The following is a 21,205-nucleotide window of genomic DNA, read 5'->3' on the forward strand; positions in this document are numbered from 1 at the left end:
GGCGGCTGGGCAACTCGGCGGCTGGGCAACTCGGCGCCGCGCACCCCATACCCAGCGGATGCCGAGGCGAGCCCGCGTACCCTAGGGGCATGTCGTCCGACGCGCCCGAGACTCCCGCACTCCCCGCGGAGCCCGCGGCGACCCCGCGCGACGGCGCGGTGCGCGGGCCGGGCGGCGGCGACATCCGCTCGACCAAGCCCAGGCAGGTGCGCCCGAAGACCGAGGGCTGGCAGCAGGCGAAGGATGCCGACGGCCGGCCGCTCCTGCAGTTCGCCTCGCCCAAGCGCGGCAAGCCGCCCGCCCACCTCGCCGACCTCGCGCCCGAGGAGTGGAAGGCGAAGGCCGACGAGCTCGGCGTGCCCGCGTTCCGCCTCAAGCAGGTCGCGCGCCACTACTTCACGCGCTGGACCACCGACCCCGCCGAGATGACCGATCTGCCGGCAGCGGGCCGCGACGAGCTCGTCTCCGGCCTGCTGCCGCCCCTGCTCACCGAGGTGCGCCGCCTCGAGACCGACCGCGGCGACACGATCAAGTTCCTGTGGAAGCTGCATGACGGCGCCCTCGTCGAGTCGGTGCTCATGCGCTACCCCGGCCGCATCACGCTGTGCGTGTCGAGCCAGGCCGGCTGCGGCATGAACTGCCCGTTCTGCGCCACCGGCCAGGCGGGCCTCACGCGCAACATGTCGGCGGCCGAGATCCTCGCCCAGGTCGTCGAGGCGAACCGCGTCATCGCCTCGGGCGCCCTGCACGGCAAGCGCGCCGACGACGGCACGCCCGAGCGCGTCTCGAACATCGTCTTCATGGGCATGGGCGAGCCGCTCGCCAACTACGCGCGGCTCATGCGCGCGGTGCGCACGATGGCCGCGCCGGCCCCGAACGGCCTCGGCATGTCGGCCCGCAACATCACCGTCTCGACGGTCGGGCTGGTGCCCGCCATCCGCAAGCTCGCCGACGAGCACGTGCCCGTCACGTTCGCGCTCAGCCTGCACGCACCCGACGACGGCCTGCGCGACGAGCTCATCCCGGTGAACTCGCGCTGGAAGGTCGACGAGGCGCTCGATGCGGCGCGCGAGTACTTCGAGAAGACCGGTCGCCGCGTCTCGATCGAGTACGCGCTCATCAAGGACATGAACGACCACGGATGGCGCGCCGACCTGCTCGCCGAGAAGCTCAACGAGCGCGGCCACGGGTGGGTGCATGTCAACCCGATCCCGCTGAACCCGACGCCGGGTTCGATCTGGACGGCGTCCGAGCTCGACGTGCAGCAGGAGTTCGTGCGCCGCCTCACCGCAGCCGGCATCCCGACCACCATCCGCGACACCCGCGGCAAGGAGATCGACGGCGCCTGCGGGCAGCTCGTCGTCACCGAGGAGGACGAGCGGGCGGCCGCCGCCACGCCCGCCTGAGCTCCGCCCCTGCGCCTGGGTCGCCTCGTTCGCCTGAGGGCAGGGCATCGATCGCCGGCACGCCTCAGGGGCCTCCCTGAGGCGTCGCTCGGACGATCGGGCGTACCGTTCGGCCATGAGTCGCACACCGGCGTGTCTCGTGCTCGGCGCACTGCTGCTGGCGTTCCTCTTCGCAGGCTGCACCGAGGCCCCGGCACCGGATGCCGCGCCCTCGTCGTCGACCGCGGAGTCCGAATCGCCCGTGCCGCCGGGCTCGGGCTCTCCGCCCACCGCGACGCCGATCGAGGATGTGACGTGCGAGAACGTGTTCATCTCCGCCGAGTACGCGCGCCTTGCGGCCAGCGGGCTGACGGAGCGGACCGACGCCGCTCCGCTCGGACCTGCGATGTCCGACCTGGTCGGCGACGGCGCGCTCGCCTGCGTCTGGGCGGCCGACCAGAGCGACGTCGCGGCATGGGTCGCCCGGCTTCCCGAGTCGGAGGACGACTGGGAGGCGCGTGAGGCCGAGCTGGTCGCCGCCGGCTGGACGCAGGGCGACGAACCGGTGCCCGGCACGTTGACCGCCCCCTCCGAGTACGACGCGAACTACGTGCCGTCCATCGTCCACGTCGACGGCATCACGTACTTCGTGAGCACCGGAGACCTGCTCCCGTCGATTGCCGAGCTGGGCTGAACGCGTTCATCCGCCCAGCACCCCCTCGGCCGCCGCCGACGGCTTCGGATCGGGGAGTCGGCGCATCCGCAGCGCGTTGAGCAGTCCCAGCAGCCCCGCGAGGAGCGGGATCAACAGCGCGACCTGCAGGGCGATCGGTCGCGACTCGGCGTTGATCGCGATGATCTCCTCCTGCACCGCCTCGGGTTCGTCGGCGAGCAGCTCCTCGAGCCCGGTGTTCGACATGAGCTCGGCGTCCTCCTCGAGGACGGCCGCGACCTGCTGCTGCTGCTCGGGCGAGAGCACCGTGCTCGCGTCGGCCTTCGCAGTGAACGTGAAGGCGAGCGTCGCCAGCATGATCGCGCCGGCGAACGCGAGGCCGAACGAGAGGCCGAACGACCCGGCGGCCGAGTTCACGCCGGCCGCCTCGCTGACGCGCTCGTCGGAGATCGGCGAGAGCGTGTAGTTGTTCAGCTGCGACACGAGCAGGCCGAGGCCCGCGCCCGAGATGATGAGGGGGATCGTGAGCCACCAGCCCGAGTCGGCGCGCGGCACGATCGGCAGCAGCACGACCAGCCCGGCGACGAGCAGGATGAAGCCCCACAGGATGACGTTGGCCGGCCGGCCCAGCCCGCGCCGTCCGGCGAGCATCGCCACCGCGAACATGGTCAGCGAGAGCGGCGCGATCGACAGGCCCGCCCACAACGCGTTGTACTCGAGCACGATCTGCAGGTAGAGCGGCAGCACGATCATCGTGCCGCCGAGCGCCACCTGCTGCAGCAACTGGCCGCTCACGCCGGCGCGGAAGAGCTTCGAGTCGAACAGGCCGGGGTCGATGAGCGTGGCCCGCCGGCGTTGCTTCCGGCTGCGGAGCCACCAGACGAGTCCCGCCATGGCGATCGCGCCGACGCCGATCAGCAGGCCGACCCACTCGCCGCCCTCCTGCCAGACGAGGATGCCCAGCACGATGCCGCCCATGCCGACGACCGACAGCGCCGCGCCGACCCAGTCGACGGCGCGCGAGCCCGTGTACGGGACGTCCTTGACCAGCTTGATCCCGGAGAGCACGATCGCGATGATCACGGCCTCCAGGAGGAAGCCGACCCGCCACGACAGGAACGTCGTGATGAAGCCGCCGATGAGCGGGCCGACGGCCGCCGCGATGGCCGCAGATGCGCCGACGAGCGCGTAGACCCGTTTCTGGTGGGCGCCGGCGAAGTTGCCGTGGATGAGCGACTGCATCGACGGCAGCAGCAGCGACGCGCCGATGCCGCCGATGATCGCCCAGAACACGATGATCGCGGTCAGGCCCTGCGCGAGCGTCATCGCGATCGCGCCGATCGCGTAGCCGAGCAGGCCGAGGATGTAGGCGAGCTTGCGCCCGATGAGGTCGCCGGTCTTGCCGCCGATCAGGATGAACGCCGCCGACACGAGCGCCTCGAGCGCGATCGCGCTCTGCACGCCGCTCGCGGTGGTGTCGAGGTCGCGCACGACCGCCGAGATCGAGACGTTCATGATCGACGTGTCGACCACGAGCACGAACATCGCCATGGCGAGCAGGATGGCGAGGCGCCCGTTGAACTTCTCGGTACCGGATGGCGCGCCCGCGTCCGGCCCGGCCGATGACGTGGCCATGTGCCATCCGAGCATGCCCGCCGCCCGGCGTCGGGGACCAAAGGCCCGCGTCCGGCCTCCGTGCGGATGGCCCTTTACGGATGGTACGGACCGGGCGTATGCTCGCCGACGGGCCGCGCCACGCGGCATCCGTCGCCCAACGAGGCGACCAGAACCCCGCCGAGCGGGCCGAGACCGGAAGGAGTCGAGCGATGAACACCGTCCTTGTCGCGCGTTTCGCAGACATCCTTCCCTGCGAGGCCGCCCGCTAGCATCCGCGCGGTGGCCTCCACGATCTCGGAGACACCACCGTGAACATGCTGTCGTCACTCGACGATTCCGCCGCGCGCCGCGCGGCATCCGCTGCGCCCTTCGGCGCGGCATCCGCCCATCTCGCCTTCGCCGACGTCGAACCCGGCGACGGCCAGCGCTGGTCGACCTGGCCGGCGACCCAGCCGAGCGAACGCGGACCCGAACCCCGGCCCGACTGGCTCGTCACCTCCGCGGCCGCGCTCGACACCGAGCTCGGCATCGTCAAGACCGGCAAGGAGGCCGACCTCTGGCTCATCGAGCGCGCCGTGCCGGGCGAGCCCGCCGACGTGCCGGGCAACGCGACCCTGCTCGCCGCCAAGCGGTACCGCGGCGCCGACCACCGGATGTTCCACCGCTCGGCGATCTACACCGAGGGCCGCGGCCCCCGCCGCAGCCGAGACGTGCGCGCCGTGCAGCGCTCCTCGGCGTACGGCCGCGAGGTCGCGCGCACCGAGTGGGCCTACGCGGAGTTCGCCGCGCTCAGCCGCCTCACCGAGCTCGGCGCTCCCGTGCCGTACCCGGTGCAGGTGAGCGAGACCGAGGTGCTCATGGAGTTCGTCGGCGAGGGCCGCACGGCGGCGCCGCGGCTCGCGCAGGTGCGGGCGACGCCCGACGAGCTGCGCGAGCTGTTCCACCAGGTCATGGACCTGATGCGCACGCTCGCCCACGCCGGCCTCGCGCACGGCGACCTCTCGCCGTACAACCTCCTCGTGCACCGCGGACGCGTCGTCGCGATCGACCTGCCGCAGGTCGTCGACGTGGTCGCGAACCCGAACGGGTTCGACCTGCTGCACCGCGACTGCGTCAACGTGTGCGCGTGGTTCACGCGGCAGCGACTCGAGTGCGATGCCGAGGCGCTGTTCGCCGAACTCGTCGGCGACGTGTACCGGTGATCGACGCGTCGCGCGGATGGTGCGGAACGGCGCAACGCGGCCGCGGAGCGTTCGGCCAGCCGTCGGATGGCAGACTGAGGAGGTTCGTGCAACGACCCGTGGGGAGATCATGACCGACAACGGACCCGACCTGAGCGGCGACTGGGACATCGACCCGGCGCACAGCCGCATCGGCTTCTCGGCCAAGCACGCCATGGTGGCGAACGTCCGGGGCGCCTTCAACGACGTGACCGGCCACCTGCACGTCGACTTCGACGATCCGGCCGAGTCGACCGCCGAGATCCTGCTCGACGTCGCGAGCGTCGACACCCGCAACGCCCAGCGCGACGAGCACCTGCGCAGCGCCGACTTCTTCGACGCGAAGCAGTGGCCGCAGATCGTCTTCCGCAGCACCCGGATCGAGGAGGTCGCCGAGAACGCGCTCGTCGTGTCGGGCGACCTGACGATCCGCGATGTCACGAAGCCGATCACCATCCCGATCGAGTTCACGGGCGCCGAGACCGATGCGTTCGGCGCGCTCCGCGCCGGCTTCGAGGGCACGCGCCGCATCGACCGCCGTGAGTACGGCCTCGAGTGGAACATGGCGCTCGACTCGGGCGGATGGCTCGTCTCCGAGAAGATCACCCTCGAGTTCGAGATCTCGGCGATCAAGCGCGAGAGCGCCGCACAGTCGGCCGCCTGAGTCGGGCATCGCGCGGCGTCGCCGACCCGACGGGTCGTGCGGCGTCGCGCGCGGGCGGCGACGTCGGCGACGCGAGCACGGCGGGCTTCCGCGCGCGGATCCCGAGGCGCTAGCCTGCACGGGATCGACGCGGATCGGTGAACCGGGCGCGCCGTCACCGCCCGTTCACCCCTCGTCGGAAGACTGCCCCCATGACCGACCCCCTCGCGCCGCAGGCGCCCGCACCCGACCATCACGACCACAGGGCGGTCGAGCCGCTCACGGGCCTCGAGCTGCAGGGCGAACGGCGCATCCCCCGCAGGCAGGTGTGGTCGTGGGCGCTCTGGGACTGGGCGACGCAGCCGTTCAACTCGGTCATCACGACGTTCGTGTTCTCGGTGTACATCACGAGCACGCTCTTCCTGCCGGCCGGCCTCGACGGGCTCCCGGCCGACGACCCCGCGGTCGAGCGCGCGCTCGCCGACCTCTCGAGCTGGCTGGGGCTGGCGGTCGGCCTCGGCGGCATCCTCATCGCCCTGCTCGCACCCGTGCTGGGGCAGCGGGCCGACGCCACGGGCCGGCGCAAGTTCTGGCTCGCGCTCGCCACCGGCGGGGTCATCCTCAGCATGGCGATGATGTTCTTCGTCGAGGCCGACGCGCAGTTCTTCTGGCTCGGCGCCGGCCTCCTCGCGGCCGGCACGGTGTTCGGCGAGATCGCGGGCGTGAACTACAACGCGATGCTCGTCCAGGTCTCGACGCCGCGCACGGTCGGGCGCGTGAGCGGGCTCGGCTGGGGCTTCGGCTACCTCGGCGGCATCGTGGTGCTCGCGCTCGTGGTGGTGGCCCAGCTGAGCGGATGGTTCGGGCTGCCCACCGAGGACGGCCTCAACATCCGGCTGGTCGCCCTCTTCTGCGCCGTCTGGACCCTGGTGTTCTCGCTGCCGATCTTCCTCAACGTGCCCGAGGCCCCGCCCGCGCCGGGACGCGAGCGGGTCGGGTTCTTCCGGTCGTATGTCGTGCTCGTGAAGGACATCGCGCGGCTGTGGCGCGAGGCGCGGCCGACCTTCTGGTTCCTATTGGCGAGCGCCGTCTACCGAGATGGGCTCGCGGGCGTCTTCACCTTCGGGGCCGTCATCGCGAGCATCACGTTCGGCTTCACCTTCAACGAGGTCGTCATCTTCGGCGTCGCCGCGAACGTCGTCGCGGGCGTCTCGACGATCCTCTCGGGCCGCCTCGACGACCGGTTCGGGCCGCGCGCGGTGATCCTCACGACGCTCGGCGGCCTCGTCGTCTCGGCGATCGTCGTCTTCTTCGCCCATGACGCGGGCAAGACCGTGTTCTGGGTCTTCGGACTGTTCCTGTCGGCGCTCGTCGGCCCGGCGCAGGCCGCGAGCCGGTCGTTCCTCGCCCGGGTCACGCCCGCCGGCCGCGAGGGCGAGATCTTCGGCCTCTACGCGACGACCGGCCGCGCCGCGAGCTTCCTCGCGCCGCTCGCATGGGCTGGCTTCATCGCGGCGTTCGGCGCGCAGTACTGGGGCATCCTGGGCATCGCGCTCATCCTGGCTGCGGGCTTCGTGATGATGCTCTTCGTGCAGGTGCCGAAGCGGGTCGCGGATGCCGCGGCCGCACCGGCCACGGCCGAGTAGCCGTCCGGCCGAGCCCGGAAGCGGCCCGCACGACGACGACGCGCCGCTCCCGTCGGGGAGCGGCGCGCCGTCTTCTGGGGGCGCTGCCGGTTACGGCAGCACGCGGATGGTCGTCTCCGTGATGGTGACGTTGCCGGCCACGTCGGTGGCCTCCACGACCACGGTGTAGACCGCGCCCTGTCGAGCGAGCACCTCGACCTCGGTGTCCGACACGATGCGGGCGTTCGCCTTGTGCCCCTCGGACCGGACCTCGACGATCTCGACGGTGACCTCGCGCCCCGAGTTGTCGGTCGCGTCGATGTCGAGGTCGACCGTGTGCCACTTGGCGTCGGGCGGGAAGATGCTCTCCGGCGTCGCAGTGACGGTCAGCTCGGGCGCGACGTTGTCGAGCTCGAGTCCGACCAGCACCGGGTCGTGGTCGCTCGAACGGTAGGCGTCATCGTCGTACAGGGCATCCTGCGCAGGCTTCTTGAACGTCATGTCGTAGTCGATGAGGCTCGGCTCATCGGCATTGACCGCCCAGGTGGTGGCCTCGAGGGCGTCGTCGACGAGTCCCGGCCCGGCGAGCGCGTAGTCGAGGTAGCCGAGCTGGCCGTCGAAGACGTACGAGTACGCGTTCTCGCCCTGGTCGCGCAGGAGCAGATCGGTGTAGCCCTCGCGCGTGAGCACCTGGATCGGGTCCTCCTTGTCGTACGAGTTGAGGTCGCCGATGATCAGCTCGCGACCGGGCTCGGCACCCGTGGGTCCGGTCGCCAGCCAGTCGACCATCGCCTCGGCCGCCGCGGTGCGCACCAGGTTGCAGTTGCCCTGGAACGGGTCCTCCGGCTCGCCGGCGCACGCCGAGCCCTTCGACTTCAGGTGGTTCACGACCACCGTCACATCGCCCTCGGTCTGCAGGTCGCGGAACGTCTGCGCGAGTGCCGGGCGGTTGTAGTCGTCGATCCAGCGCGCGTCGTCCTCCTCCTCGAGCGCCTCCCAGTCGCCGACGGTCTCGACCTCGGCGGGCTTGTAGATGAACGCGGTGGTGATCACGTCGGTGCCGAGCGGGCCGGTCGACACGAAGTCGTACGTGCCCGGGCCCATCCGCTCGTTGAGCGCCTCGACGAGCGTGCCCACCGCGGTGTCGCCGTTGTTCTCGATCTCGATGAGGCCGACGATGTCGGCGTCGAGCTCGGCGATGGCGCTCACGATCTTCGCCTCCTGCCGCTCGAACTCGACGGCGTCGTTCGCGCCGCGGCTGCCGAGCGTCGTGAAGTAGTTCAGCACGTTGAAGCTCGCGACCGTGGTCGAACCGTCCACCACGGGTGCCTCCGGCCGCGGGTTCGCGACCGTGACGTCGGCGCCCTGCGTGGGCTGCACGGCCCACGTGTCGAACCGGTAGTCGAGCACGCCGGTCGCGTCTCCGACGAGGTCGCCGCCGCGGAAGGTGTTCTCGAGCGTGAACTCCTCGCCGTTCGGGTGGATCGCCGGGTCGGGGTTCTCCTCGCTGCGCCCGTCGTCGAGGGTGATCCGGTTGCGCAGGTTCTCGTCGCGAAGCTCTGCGGCCTTGGGGTCTTCGGCGTCGTAGAGCGCGGTCGGCTGCATCTGGCGCTCGGTGCCGAGCGTGATCGTGCCGAAGCGGCCGTACTCGAAGTACTCGAGGATGGCGAGATCCTGCGGCAGGCTCACACGCATGCCCTCGAGCGGCTCGTACACCTCGGGTCCGGCCGGCAGCGTCACGTCGACCGCCGGCGGAAGCGCCGCACCGCTGTCGCAGACCGAGTTGGCGGTGGCGGTGATCTCGGTCATCCCGAAGAACTCGCTCACGGTCCCGGCGATGTGCACGACGTCGCCCTGGACCACGTCCATGCCCGTCGGGGCGTAGACGAAGATGCCGTCGGAGGTCGCGGCATTCCCATCGCCCGCATCCTGGACGTAGTACCCGGCGAAGCCGCCGGCCTGGAAGTCGCCGGTGACGACGCCCTCGACCTGGACGAGGGTCCCGGTGGGCAGCGGCGACGCGTCGCCCGGTCCCTGCACCGAGCCGATCGTCACGACGCCGGCGTTGCAGTCGGCCGGGGGCAGCGGCACGACCACGACGGTCAGCGAGTTCCGCACGCCGGGGGTGTTCGCGGCCTCGCCGGCGACGAGCGTGCCGGTGTTGCCGGGGATGCCGGCCTTGTCGAAGTCGTTGCGCACCCAGTCCGCGGTCGTGTCGGTGTCGGTGCCGTCCGGGATCCGGGAGGCGGCGCCCGGGGCGAACGCAGCGCCGTCGTAGGCGACGGTGAGCACGGTGTCGCCGTACGCGAGGTCGCCCGCGCCGCCGTCGTTGACGGCGACGGAGTCGAGGATCGTCATGCCGGCGACCGCGTCGAGCGTGCCGTCGTCGCCTGCGTCGAGGTCGTCGCCCAGCGCCCCGGCGAAGCCGGTGACGAGCAGCAGGGACATGGTGCCGTTCTCGAGTGCGTTCAGCGGCAGCCAGGCGAGCGCGCGGCCCTCGGCGTCGGGGGCCTCGAACGAGACCACCTCGTCGACGACTCCGAGCGTCGACCCGGCATCGCCCTCGATCTCGAGCACTCGGTACCCGCTGATGTCGGTGCCGGGCTCGACGAGCAGCTCGACGTACTCGACGTCGTTGCCCGCGGTCGACGCCGAGAACTCGTTGATCACGGGCTCCTGCGGCCCGGCCTCGATGCAGTCGGACGTGTGGGCGCCGAGACCGTCGACGGTGTCCATCGCGAAGCCGGTCCATTCGGCCGCGGGGTCGAACGCGTCGTTCGTCACGGTGTCGCCCACGCAGACCGATGCGTTGCGGCGGAGCGTGTTGTCTGCCGTGGAGGTGAGGCCCGTCCCCCACTGCGAACCCGGGTCGACACCGATCTGGCCGACCGAGTCGACGACCATGCCGGGGTCGCCGCCCTTGGTCAGGGTGACCGCATCGTTGCCGTTGAACCATCCGGCGCCGTTCGTCTGGTCGGCTTGGGCGAGGATCGTCGCGTTCGCCGAGGAGTGGGCGATCACCCAGACCTCGCCGCTCGGCACGGAGCCCGTGAGCGTGATGTTCACGCCGGCGGCGGTGCCGCCGTTCGAGTACATGCGAACCTTGTATCCGCCTGTCGAGAGGTCGATGGGGGCGTCGGTCGGGTTGTACAGCTCCAGCGCCTTGTTGTTCGAGCCGCCCTCGACGTACTCGCTGATGATGAGGTCGGTCGGCGTCGCAGCCTGCGCGACCGTGGCCGGCACGGTGGCGAGTCCGATCGCGAGCAGCGAGGCGGTCGCGACGGCGACGGCGGGACGACGTAGAAGGCGTTTCATCGGGGCTCCTCACGAAACCCGGCACGGGCCACCGTGACCCCCCGGACGGGCGTCAGCCTAGGCACGCGCCACGGGCTCTGGGAAGGGTCGTCATGCGACGTTCACGCGATGCGCGCAAATGTGCAGGACCAGCCCCTTCGGCTGCTCACATGAGCAGCCACTCAGGCGCGGTCGGCTCGCAGGCCGTCGACGAAGCGGGCGAGGAGCGCGGCGAACTGCCGGCGCTCGTCCTCGCTGAACCCGTCGAGCGCCGACTCGATCGTTCGCCGTCGGTTCGACGTGACGCTGCGGACGGCACTGCGACCCTCGTCGGTCAGCCGGATGCGCGTGCGGCGGGCGTCGTCGGGATCGGCCTCGCGCACGACGAGCCCCTCCTCGGCCGCGGCCTGGACGAGGCGGCTCGCGCGCGGCTGGTCGACGCCGATCGCGGCGGCGAGCTCGGTCACCGAGAGCGGGTGATCGGCCTGGTCGAGCGCCGAGAGCAGGCGGAATCGCGCCACCGGCCCGGCCCGGAAGTCCCAGGCCCCGCGCGGGCCACGCCGCGACCACGGAGGCCCAGGCGACTCGCCGGGCCCGGCGGCACCGCCGCCCCAGGGCGGGCCGCCCATCGAACCAGCGCCCCAGTGCGCATGCGCCCGGCCGGGATCGCCGTGCTCATGCGGCCCGTGTTCATGCGGCCCGTGTTCATGCGGCCCGTGCTCATGCGGACCGCCGTGCCGCCGCCCGCGCCGCAGTGCGGCGAGCGACTGCTCGATGAGCTCGACCGGGTCGCGCCCGGTTCGGCCGGACGGCGATTCGGTCATGCCTCCATAGTACATGTCACTTGACATGCACTGCATTTGCATGTCATGCTGCATGCACATGTCATGCGACATGCATCGCTCGACACCCGAGCGATGCGCACGCGCCGGATGCCCGCCCGATGGGCGCAGCGACATCCGGCCCACGAGAGGATTCCGATGAACCACCACGACTACGACCACGACCACGACCACGACCACGGTGCCGCGCCGACCGGCGACCGCACCGACGCCGCGGCCGACACTGCCGGCCCTCGGCCGCTCGGCTTCTGGCTGAAGGCCGTCGACCGCCTCATCGACCGCGAGTTCGAGACCGCGTTCGCCGACCTCGGCGTCACCCGCCGCGACTGGCGGCTGCTCAACCTCATCGGCGGCGAGGTGCGCGACGACCGCCTCCGCGGCAAGCTCGACGCCCGCCCGAACCGCCTCCTCCCGCTCGTCGAGCGTGGCTGGGTGACGGGCGAGCCGGGCGCCTGGGCGCTCACCGACGAGGGGCGCGAGGCGCTCGCGACCTTGGGCGAGCGCGTGAGCGCCATCCGTTCGCGCATCGGCGGCGCCGTGTCATCCGACGACTACGCCACCACGGTGGCCTCGCTCGAGGCCATCGCCCGCGAGCTCGGATGGGACGAGGCCGACGCCGACGCCTGGCGCGGCGCCGGCCGCCGCGGCCCCTGGGGCATGCGGCCCGGACCGGGCTTCCGCCGGTTCGGCCGGCCGCCCTTCGGCCCCGGCTTCGGCCCCGGTCCCGATGCGGAGCAGACCCACGGGCACGGGCACGGGTGCAGGCACGGGCACGCGAGCCGCGGCCACGTCGGCCGCGACGGCGAGGTGCACGTGCACGTCCACCTCGACGACCCGCGCGGCCGTCGTCGCGGGCACCGCGGGCACCAGGGTCACCGCGAGCACGCGGACCGCTGACCCGGCCCGACCCGACGCGACCGATCGACGCCGCGGCCGGTCCGGACTACGGTTCGGACCGGCCGCGCGCGTTGTAGACCACGGCGTCCGACGCGCCGAACGCGCGGAACACCTCGATCGAGTCCTCGCGCCGCACGCCCGAGTGCACGCGGATGCCGCGGCGCTCGAACTCCCCGATCCAGTCGTCGGGCATGGGCCCTTCGTCGAATCCCGTGAGCTGCTGGCACTCGTCGCCGTGCCCGGCGAGCACCAGCCGGCGCACGCCCGACCACATGGTCGCGCCGTAGCACATCACGCACGTCGCCCAGTTGACGACGAGCTCGAGCTCGGCGCCCTCCGCACCGAGGTCCCACCGGCCGAGCCGCGCCTGCGCGAGGCTGAGCGCGGTGACCTCGGCGTGCATCGAGCTGAGCCCGCTCGAGAGCACGACGTTCACCCCGGCCGACACGAGTTCGCCGGATGCCGCGTCCACCACGAGCGCGGCGAACGGGCCGCCGTTGCCGGCGCGCCAGTTGCGGTCGGCGAGCTCGATCGCGAGGCCGACCCGCGCCTCGTCGTCGGGCAGCGGCGTCGACGCGAGCCGTGGGAGTTCGTGCACCAGCCACGCGGGCAGGGACGCTTCGAACGAGGTCGGCAACGCGGCATCCATGCCCTCATTCTGCCCCTCGGCCGCACTAGCCGGGTGCGCGCGTCAGCGACGGACGGCGTAGCCCAGGTACGACAGCCCGAGCGAGCGCACCTCGCCGAAGTCGAGGCGGCGGCTCAGATCCCCGTAGGTGATCCGGCCACGTCGCACCTGCGACAGGCCACGGATGATCGTCGCCGCCCCCGCGCGAGGGGCGAGCCCGACGAGCTCGCCGAGGTCCATCCCATTGCGGTCGAGCGCGGCCGTGAGCTCCTCCGGCGTGATGAACATCGACCAGTCGTGGATCGCGGTGTCCACGATCCGCGTCCACCTCCACTCCTGCATCGCCTTGATCGCGAGCAGGCGGCTCCGCCGCGTCCGGTTGATGGTGTCGAACAGGTAGACCCCGCCCGGACGGAGGACGCGCGCCGTCTCGGCGATGACGCGCTCGAGGTCGGCGACGTGCTCGAGGACGTCGCAGCACGAGACCAGGTCGAACGCCTCGTCGGCGACGGGGAGCTCCTCGCCGACGCCGACGAGGTACTCGATCGCCAGGCCCGACGCCGCGGCATGCGACCGCGCCGCCTCGATCGCGACCGTCGACGGGTCGATGCCGACGGCGGCGAATCCCGTTCGCGCCAGTTCCTCGGTGATGCACCCGGCCCCGCACCCGATGTCGAGCGCCCGCCCCTCGTGGAGGCCGAGGCGGTCGAGCACCGTGCGGAAGTACGCCATCCGCCCGGGCGTGCAGCTGCCGTGCAGCAGGTTCAGCGGGTTGCCCTCGTCCCACCACGTCCCGCCGAGCCGGTCGTAGACCTCGTTGTCGATCCCCATGACGGTCCCCTCCGCCGGACGGCGCCCGCCCGGATTCGCCGTCGCGCGCGAGCCTACGCGCCCGGGCCGTCACCCGCAGCCGCTCGGGCGGCCGGCCGGCGGCGCGGGCTAGGGTCGGCATGACGACGGAGAGGAGTCGCGTGCCAGAGGCATCCGGGGCTGAGCGACCGCGGCGCGGCCCGTACCGCAAGTCGGCCGATCGGCGGCGCGAGATCGTGGCGGCGGCGCTCGAGGTGTTCTCGGCGTCGGGGTTCCGCGCGGGCTCGCTCAAGGAGATCGGCGAGCGGATCGGGATCGACCCGTCGACGATCCTGCACCACTTCGGCTCGAAGGAGGGCCTGCTGCGTGCGGTGCTCGAGGACAAGGAGGCGCAGGACACGCAGTCGCTCCCCGACGTCGACCGGCTCGACCCGGCGCTCATCCCGCAGGGGCTCATCGAGCTCGCCGAGCGGAACGACCGCCGGCCGGGCCTGATCTCGCTCTACGCCGTGCTGTCGGCCGAGTCGACCACGGCAGATCACCCGGGCGGCGAGTACTTCCGCGAGCGCACGGCGCGCACCCGGCGCGACTTCACCGTCGGCTTCCGGCGCATGCACGAGGCCGGCCTGCTCGCGCCGGGCGTCGACCCGGAGGATGCGGCGACCTCGACGTTCGCGCTCTGGGACGGCGTCCAGATCCACTGGCTGATCGATCCGTCCGCGGTGAGCGTCACCGAGACGCTGCGCGCGCACCTGCGACGCATCACGACCGTCGACCTCTGAGTTGCCGAGCGGCCGGTCGCAGCGTAGAGTCGTGCCCACTGAATTTCCAACGCTCATTGGATATTGGCGAGCACGACGTGAAGGCGCACCCATGAGGACCACCCCCCTGAACGACGGATGGCGCGTCGCGCCCAAGCGCGGCCTGTTCGACGGCGTCGGCGGCGCGCCGACACCGGACCAGCCGGTGACGCTGCCGCACGACGCCATGCTCGCCCTCGAGCGCACGCCGGACGCGCCATCCGGATCGCACGGCGCCTACTTCCCCGGAGGCGCCGTGGAGTACACGCGCACGCTCGAGCTCGACCCCGGTGCCGGCGAGCGCGTGCACGTGCTCGTATTCGACGGCGTGTACCGCGACGCGATGGTGTTCGTGAACGACCACTTCGCCGCGCAGCGCCCGTCGGGCTACGCGCGGTTCGCAGTGCGGCTCGACCCGTTCCTCCGCGACGACGCGCCGAACACGATCCGCGTCGAGTCGCGCGCGCACCGCGACTCCCGCTGGTACTCGGGGCTCGGCATCCACCGCAACGTCTCGCTCGCATCCGGCCCGCTCGTGCACCTCGCGCTCGACGGCATCCGGGTCACGACCCCCGACCTCGACGACGACGGCGCGCTCGTCCAGGTCGACGCGACGGTCGCCAACGACTCGCTGCGCACCGCGACACCCGTCGTCGCGGTCGAGATCGAGGCCCCGGATGGCACGGTCGTCGCGCGCGGCCGGGCGCCCATCACGCTCCTCCCCGGCGAGTCGGGCACGCACCGCGAGCGCCTCCGGCTCGACGCCCCCGCCCGGTGGGACCTCGACGACCCGCAGCTCCACCGCGTGCGGGTCACGGTCGAGCACGACGGCGTCGCGGATACCGCGGACGCGCGCTTCGGCATCCGCTCGCTGCAGCTCGACCCGCGGCACGGGCTGCGTGTGAACGGCCGCACCGTGAAGCTGCGCGGCGCGTGCCTCCACCACGACAACGGCGTGATCGGCGCCCGCGCGATCGCGGCGGCCGAGGAGCGGCGCATCGCGCTGCTCAAGCAGGCCGGCTTCAACGCCATCCGCAGCGCCCACAACCCGCTGAGCCCCGAGACGCTCGACGCGTGCGACCGGCTCGGGATGCTCGTCATGGACGAGGCGTTCGACATGTGGGCCGAGTCGAAGTCGCCCTTCGACTCCTCCACGAGCTTCCCCGAATGGTGGGAGCGCGACCTCGAGTCGATGGTCGCGAAGGACTTCAATCATCCCTCGGTGGTGTTCTACTCGATCGGCAACGAGATCCCCGAGACCGGCCGCCCCCACGGCTCGCGCATCGGGCGCCTGCTCGCCGAGAAGGTGCGCGCGCTCGACCCCACGCGGTTCACGACGAACAGCATCAACGGGCTCGTCTCGGTCATCCGCGAACTGCCGCCGATGGGCGACGTCAACGACGCGGTGGCCGACATGGGCACGACCATGACGGAGCTCGTGTCCTCCGACCTCGTCACCGAGCGCACCGAGGAGAGCTTCGCCGCGGTGGATGCCGCCGGGTTCAACTACGGCGACGGCCGGTACGGGCCCGATGCGTCGGCCTTCCCGAATCGCGTCATCATCGGCACCGAGACCTTCTCGACCCGCATCGACCTCGCCTGGCCGATGGCGCTCGAGCACGACCACGTGATCGGCGACTTCACCTGGACCGGGTGGGACTACCTCGGCGAGGCCGGCATCGGCCGGGTCGACCACGTCGAGCCCGGCGGCTCGTTCGGCGGCACCTCGGGACCGTACCCGTGGCAGCTCGCGTGGTGCGGCGACCTCGACATCACGGGGTTCCGGAGGCCCGCGTCGTACTTCCGCGAGATCGTCTTCGGGCTGCGGAGCAGGCCCTACCTCGCGGTCGAGCGACCGCGCGCCGACGGGCTCGTGGCGGCGGGCGGGCCGTGGTCGTGGAGCGACACGGTCGCGTCGTGGTCGTGGTCGGGAGCGGTCGAGCCCGGCACGCCGATGGCGGTCGAGGTGTACAGCGACGCGCACGAGGTCGAGCTGCGCTGCAACGGACGGCCCGTCGGCCGCGCGCTGGCCGGGCGCGAGCACCGCTACCGCGCCGCGTTCGAGGTCCCGTTCGAGCCGGGCGAGCTCGTCGCGATCGCGTACGCGGCGGATGGCACCGAGATGGGCCGCGAGGTCCTGCGATCGGCCACGGGCGACGTGGTGCTGCGCGCCGAGGCGGAGCGCCGCGACATCCGTGCCGCGCTCGACGACCTCGCCTACGTGACGATCGAGCTGACGGATGCCGCGGGCACCGCGTGGCCCGATCGCGACGTCGAGATCGCGGTGGAGGTCGACGGGCCCGGCGAGCTGCTCGGGCTCGGCAGCGCCCGGCCCGACACGACGGAGTCGTACCTCGGCACGCGCTGCACGACCTTCGAAGGCCGTGCGCAGGCGGTGATCAGGCCGACGGGGGTCGCGGGCGACCTCCGCATCACCGTGCGCGCCGAGGGGCACGACCCGGTCGAGGTCGCCGTGCGGGCTGTGCCGGTGGGCGAGTAGCGGCCTACGGCGCCTTCTGCTCGTCGCCCGAGAGCCGCTGGGCGAGCCAGATCGGCACGATCGAGACGATCACGAGCACGACCGCGATGACCGCGACGATCGGCGCCTGGCTCGGCCGGAACATGTTGTTCAGGATGAAGATCGGCAGCGTCGTCACTCCCGACCCCGCGGTGAAGGTCGTCACGATGATCTCGTCGAACGACAGCGCGAACGCGAGCAGGCCGCCCGCGAGCAGCGCCGAGCGCAGCTGCGGGAACGTGACGAGCCGGAACGTCGTGAACACGCCGGCGCCGAGGTCGGCCGAGGCCTCCTCGAGCTTCGTGCCCGTGCGGCGCAGTCGCGCGATCACGTTGTTGAACACCGTGACGATGCAGAACGTCGCGTGCGCGATCACGACCGTCCAGATCGAGAGCGGGACGCCCATGATCGTGCGGAAGAAGTTGTTCAGCGCGATACCGGTGATGATGCCGGGCAGCGCGATGGGCAGGATGATGAGCAGGTTCACCGTCTGACGCCCGAAGAAGTCGAACCGCTGCAGCGCGAACGAGATGAGCGTGCCCAGCGCGAGCGCGATCGCCGTCGAGATGAGCGCCACGACGACGCTCGTGGCGACCGCCTCCATCGCGCCCGCGCTCTGGAACGCCCGCTGCCACCACTCCAGCGTGAAGCCCGGCGGCGGCCAGGACAGGGATGTCGACGTCGAGAACGAGTTGACCAGAACCACGAACAGGGGCACGTACACGATGACGAGGATGATGCCGGCCACGACGCCCAGCGCCGTCCGTGAGATTCGCGAGAGTCGCATCCGTCGCCCCTAGAGGTTGTCGAGGGCACCCGTGCGACGCACGAGCGCGAGGTAGCCGAAGATGATCGCGATCGGGATGAGCGCGATCGCCGCCGCGAGCGGCAGGTTGTTCGCCGCGCCGACGTTCGTGTACACGAGGTTGCCGAGCATCTGGCTTGCGCCGCCGACGATGTTCACGGTGATGTAGTCGCCGAGCGAGAGCGAGAAGCTGAAGATCGTTCCGGCGATGATCGCCGGCATCGCGAGCGGCAGCACCACGTGGCGGATGGTCGGCCACGCCTTGCCGCCCAGGTCGGCCGACGCCTCGAGCAGCGAGTCGGGCACGCGCTCGAGCCCGGCGTAGATCGGCAGGATCACGAACGGCAGCCAGAGGTACGACAGCGTGATGACCGTCGCGGGCAGCCCGTAGCCGGGCGTGTGCAGGCCGAACGGCGCGAGCATCCACTCGAGGATGCCGTCTTGCGAGAGCACCGAGCGCCACGCGTAGGCCTTCACGAGGTAGCTCGCCCACAGCGGCATGAGCACCGCGACGACGAGGATGCGGCGGGCGCGCGGCGAGGCGACCTTCGCCATGTAGAACGCGATCGGCAGGGCGAGCGCGACGTCGATGATCGTCACGAGCAGTGCGACGCCGACCGTGCGGAGCGTCACCGTCTGGTAGAGCGAGCCGGTGAGCACCGTGATGATGTTGTCGAGCGTCCACTCGGTCGTGATCTGGCCGGTGAAGCTGTCGACCGACCAGAAGGCCGTGACGAGCAGCGCGGCCAGCGCGACCACGTAGACGAGGCCGAGCCAGAACAGCGGGGCCGAGAGCAGCAGGGCGAGCCGCAGCCTCGGGTGCGTGCTGAGGAACACCGAGGTGCGGCGGGCCGGCGTGGCCTTCGGTCGTGGGATGGCGCGGCCGGGGGTGCCGCCGGGGCCGTCGTCGTGGGCGGCGGGCTCGTCGGGCCCGGGTGCCGCACCGCGAGCGGATGCCGGTGCCGTCGCGTTCATCGTCATGCTGCTTCCTGTCGGGTGGTGCGCGAAGGGTGGGCGGGGAGGTGCGGGCCGAGGAGCGGGGGGTGCGACTCCTCGACCCGCACGGGGGATCAGCCCTTGATCTCGGACCAGGCCTCGGTCCACTGCGCGTAGTCGACGCACTCGACGTCGGTACGGCCGTCGACGCACTCCGCGATCGGGGTGGTCCAGTACCAGATCTGCGAGGCGTACTCCTCGTCACCGGCGTGGAACGCCTCGCACGAGCCCTCGCTGCGGAACTCGCAGGCCTCCTGGTTGGAGGGCGCTTCGCCGAAGTACTCGGTCGCCTGGGCGTTCGCCTCCGGGCTCGCGATGTAGTCCAGCCACTCGTACGCGCAGTTCACGTTCGCCGCGTCGGACGCGATCATCCAGGTGTCCGACCATCCGGTCGCACCCTCCTCGGGGAGCAGGACCTCGGTCGTCGCGCCCGAACCGGCGAGCACGTTCTGGATGACCTGCCACGTCGTGCCGACGACCGAGTCGCCGGTCTCGAACGCCTGGATCTCCTTGAGGTAGTCCGACCAGTACTCGCCGACGTGCTGGCGCTGCTCCTTGAGCAGGTCGACCGCGGCCTGGAACTGCTCCTCGTCGAGCGCGTACGGGTTCTCGATGCCGAGCTCGGGCTGGTGGGTCATCAGGTAGACCGCCGCGTCGGCGATGTAGATGGGCGAGTCGTACGCCGTCACCTTGCCGGAGTTCTCGCTCGCCTTGTCGAACACGACGTCCCACGAGGTCGGGGCCTCGGCGAAGGTCTCAGTGTTGTACATGAGGAGGTTGGCGCCGTAGCCGTGCGGCACGCCGTACGACTGCCCGTCGACCGAGTTCCACTCCTTCTCCTTGAGGAAGTCGTAGATGCCCTCGTAGTTCGGGATGAGGTCGGTGTTGACCGGCTGCACCTCGCCGCCCGCGATGAGGCGGAGCGTCGCGTCGCCGGAGGCGGCGACCACGTCGTACTCGCCGGTCTTCATGAGGTTCACGGCCTCGTCGGAGGTGCCGTAGGTCTTCGAGGTGACCTCGCAGCCCGTCTCCTCCTCGAAGGGGGTGACCCAGTCGACGGCCGGATCGTTCGTGCCGTCCTCGACGTAGCCGGGCCACGCGAGGATGGTGACCTGGCCCTCGCCCTCGCCGAGCTCGGTGACGACTTCGTCGCCGCCGTCGGCCGTGTCGCTGCCGGAGGTCGTGCCACAGGCGGTGAGGGTGAGCAGCGCGATCGAGCCGATCGCGATGCCGACGGTCGCGCCGCGGCGCGCCGTGCGCGGGATGCGCATCATGGTTCTCTCCTGGTTTCTCTGTGTGTGGGTGGGTGTGGTGCAGGTGTGTGCGGGTCGAGGAGGCCGGAGGCCGTCTCGAGACCCCTATGCGGCGGGCGCCGCGACATCCGCCCCGCCGAGCGCGACGACGTCGTCGTCGTGCCAGCTGACGGTCACGCGGTCGCCGCGGTCCTCGTCGTGCATGCGGTTGCGGTCGTTCTGCTCGAGCACGCTGACGCGCGGTCCGGCGTCGAGGTCGACGACGATGCGGATGCCACTGCCGAGGTAGATCGTCTCGACGACGGTGCCCGGCGCCGCGTGCACCCCGTCGCCCGCGGCGGGGCCCGAGTCGACGGTCATCTTCTCGGGGCGCACGGAGTGCGTGCCGCCGCGACCGAGGAGCGCCTGCGAGGCGCGGTCGTCGAAGAGGTTGGACGTGCCGACGAAGTCGGCCACGAACTTGGAGACGGGTCGCTCGTAGAGCTCGGCGGGCGTGCCGAGCTGCTCGATGCGGCCGTCGTTGAAGACGGCGACGCGGTCGCTCAGGGTGAGGGCCTCCTCCTGGTCGTGGGTCACGAAGATGAAGGTGATGCCGAGCTCGCGCTGGATCTGCTTGAGCTCGACCTGCATCTGCTCGCGGAGCTTGAGGTCGAGGGCGCCGAGCGGCTCGTCGAGCAGCAGCACCTTGGGCTGCACGACCGTCGCGCGGGCGAGCGCGACGCGCTGCCGCTGGCCGCCGGAGAGCTGCGCGGGCCGGCGGTCGGCCATCTGCTCGAGGCGCACCGACGCGAGGGCGCGGCGGGCGCGCTCGAGGCGCTCCTTGCGGCCGATGCCGCGCACGCGCAGCCCGTAGGCGACGTTCTCGAGCACCGACATGTGGGGGAACAGCGCGTAGTCCTGGAAGACCGTGTTCACGTCGCGGTCGAAGGGGGCGCGCTTGGTGACGTCGTCGCCGAAGAGCTCGATCGTGCCGCCGGTCGGCTGCTCGAAGCCGGCGATGAGCCGCAGCACGGTGGTCTTGCCGGACCCGGAGGGACCCAGCATCGAGAAGAACTCGCCCGCCGCGATCTCGAGATCGACGTGGTCGACGGCGGTGACGGCGCCGAACTCCTTGGTGAGCCCGGTGAGCCGGATGGCCGGCTGCTGGTCGGTCATGACGATCTCCTTCGATGTCGTGGTCTAAATCATATGGATTCATA

Annotated in this window: 17 protein-coding genes; 8 read left to right on the forward strand and 9 right to left on the reverse strand. The window is 71.5% G+C overall.

All coding sequences use genetic code 11. From position 1 onward, the window contains the following. Nucleotides 1-89 precede the first annotated feature (89 nt). Both rlmN and AC3RKB_RS04680 read left to right on the forward strand, forming a co-directional pair. The gene (gene rlmN / locus AC3RKB_RS04675; RefSeq protein ID WP_491434814.1) at nt 90-1,406 is read left to right on the forward strand and encodes a dual-specificity RNA methyltransferase RlmN; all 1,317 of its coding nucleotides are present in this window, start codon (nt 90-92) and stop codon (nt 1,404-1,406) included. 115 nt (nt 1,407-1,521) lie between these two features. Then, nucleotides 1,522-2,079, forward strand: a complete 558-nt coding sequence (locus tag AC3RKB_RS04680) for a hypothetical protein (protein ID WP_491434815.1) — start codon at nt 1,522-1,524, stop codon at nt 2,077-2,079. Nucleotides 2,080-2,085: 6 nt separating this feature from the next. Here AC3RKB_RS04680 and AC3RKB_RS04685 read toward each other — a convergent pair whose 3' ends face one another. After that, nucleotides 2,086-3,693, reverse strand: a complete 1,608-nt coding sequence (locus AC3RKB_RS04685) for an MFS transporter (RefSeq protein WP_491434816.1) — start codon at nt 3,691-3,693, stop codon at nt 2,086-2,088. Between the two features lie 296 nt (nt 3,694-3,989). Here AC3RKB_RS04685 and AC3RKB_RS04690 point away from each other — a divergent pair, with 296 nt between their 5' ends. The 3 genes from AC3RKB_RS04690 (at nt 3,990) to AC3RKB_RS04700 (ending at nt 7,184) form a co-directional block, all read left to right on the forward strand. Beyond that, a complete protein-coding gene (locus AC3RKB_RS04690; protein ID WP_491436752.1) occupies nt 3,990-4,877 on the forward strand; it encodes a serine protein kinase RIO in 888 nt (295 codons plus the stop codon). Nucleotides 4,878-4,986: 109 nt separating this feature from the next. Continuing rightward, nucleotides 4,987-5,559, forward strand: a complete 573-nt coding sequence (locus tag AC3RKB_RS04695; RefSeq protein WP_491434817.1) for a YceI family protein — start codon at nt 4,987-4,989, stop codon at nt 5,557-5,559. Nucleotides 5,560-5,750: 191 nt separating this feature from the next. After that, on the forward strand, nt 5,751-7,184 hold the full coding sequence (locus tag AC3RKB_RS04700; RefSeq protein ID WP_491434818.1) for an MFS transporter: 1,434 nt from the start codon (nt 5,751-5,753) through the stop codon (nt 7,182-7,184). A 90-nt stretch (nt 7,185-7,274) separates the two neighbouring features. Here AC3RKB_RS04700 and AC3RKB_RS04705 read toward each other — a convergent pair whose 3' ends face one another. Both AC3RKB_RS04705 and AC3RKB_RS04710 read right to left on the reverse strand, forming a co-directional pair. After that, the gene (locus AC3RKB_RS04705; protein WP_491434819.1) at nt 7,275-10,478 is read right to left on the reverse strand and encodes an ExeM/NucH family extracellular endonuclease; all 3,204 of its coding nucleotides are present in this window, start codon (nt 10,476-10,478) and stop codon (nt 7,275-7,277) included. A 161-nt stretch (nt 10,479-10,639) separates the two neighbouring features. Next, on the reverse strand, nt 10,640-11,281 hold the full coding sequence (locus AC3RKB_RS04710) for a MarR family winged helix-turn-helix transcriptional regulator (protein WP_491434820.1): 642 nt from the start codon (nt 11,279-11,281) through the stop codon (nt 10,640-10,642). A gap of 156 nt (nt 11,282-11,437) precedes the next feature. Here AC3RKB_RS04710 and AC3RKB_RS04715 point away from each other — a divergent pair, with 156 nt between their 5' ends. Beyond that, on the forward strand, nt 11,438-12,196 hold the full coding sequence (locus AC3RKB_RS04715; RefSeq protein WP_491434821.1) for a hypothetical protein: 759 nt from the start codon (nt 11,438-11,440) through the stop codon (nt 12,194-12,196). Between the two features lie 46 nt (nt 12,197-12,242). Here the strand turns inward: AC3RKB_RS04715 and AC3RKB_RS04720 are convergent, their stop codons facing one another. Together AC3RKB_RS04720 and ubiG are read right to left on the reverse strand one after the other, a co-directional pair. Beyond that, on the reverse strand, nt 12,243-12,845 hold the full coding sequence (locus AC3RKB_RS04720; protein WP_491434822.1) for a nucleoside deaminase: 603 nt from the start codon (nt 12,843-12,845) through the stop codon (nt 12,243-12,245). A gap of 42 nt (nt 12,846-12,887) precedes the next feature. Beyond that, nucleotides 12,888-13,655 (reverse strand): bifunctional 2-polyprenyl-6-hydroxyphenol methylase/3-demethylubiquinol 3-O-methyltransferase UbiG, encoded by a 768-nt coding sequence (ubiG, locus tag AC3RKB_RS04725; protein WP_491434823.1) that lies wholly within the window; start codon nt 13,653-13,655, stop codon nt 12,888-12,890. A 119-nt stretch (nt 13,656-13,774) separates the two neighbouring features. On the opposite strand from ubiG, the gene AC3RKB_RS04730 reads away from it, so the two are divergent. Further along, entirely contained in the window at nt 13,775-14,416 is a 642-nt protein-coding gene (locus tag AC3RKB_RS04730; protein ID WP_491434824.1) for a TetR/AcrR family transcriptional regulator, read from the forward strand. A gap of 91 nt (nt 14,417-14,507) precedes the next feature. Then, nucleotides 14,508-16,934, forward strand: a complete 2,427-nt coding sequence (locus AC3RKB_RS04735; protein ID WP_491434825.1) for a glycoside hydrolase family 2 TIM barrel-domain containing protein — start codon at nt 14,508-14,510, stop codon at nt 16,932-16,934. A 4-nt stretch (nt 16,935-16,938) separates the two neighbouring features. Here the strand turns inward: AC3RKB_RS04735 and AC3RKB_RS04740 are convergent, their stop codons facing one another. The 4 genes from AC3RKB_RS04740 to AC3RKB_RS04755 all read right to left on the reverse strand — a co-directional run bounded on the left by AC3RKB_RS04740 (nt 16,939) and on the right by AC3RKB_RS04755 (nt 21,161). Continuing rightward, nucleotides 16,939-17,739 carry an ABC transporter permease gene (locus tag AC3RKB_RS04740; protein WP_491434826.1) on the reverse strand — a complete coding sequence of 267 codons (801 nt, stop codon included), beginning with the start codon at nt 17,737-17,739 and terminating at the stop codon, nt 16,939-16,941. 9 nt (nt 17,740-17,748) lie between these two features. After that, nucleotides 17,749-18,738 carry an ABC transporter permease gene (locus AC3RKB_RS04745; RefSeq protein ID WP_491434827.1) on the reverse strand — a complete coding sequence of 330 codons (990 nt, stop codon included), beginning with the start codon at nt 18,736-18,738 and terminating at the stop codon, nt 17,749-17,751. 89 nt (nt 18,739-18,827) lie between these two features. Further along, nucleotides 18,828-20,027: an ABC transporter substrate-binding protein gene (locus tag AC3RKB_RS04750; RefSeq protein ID WP_491434828.1), complete on the reverse strand. Its 1,200-nt coding sequence runs from the start codon at nt 20,025-20,027 to the stop codon at nt 18,828-18,830. Between the two features lie 84 nt (nt 20,028-20,111). Beyond that, the gene (locus AC3RKB_RS04755) at nt 20,112-21,161 is read right to left on the reverse strand and encodes an ABC transporter ATP-binding protein (RefSeq protein ID WP_491434829.1); all 1,050 of its coding nucleotides are present in this window, start codon (nt 21,159-21,161) and stop codon (nt 20,112-20,114) included. Nucleotides 21,162-21,205: the final 44 nt, after the last annotated feature.

This window comes from Agromyces capsici (assembly GCF_058349965.1).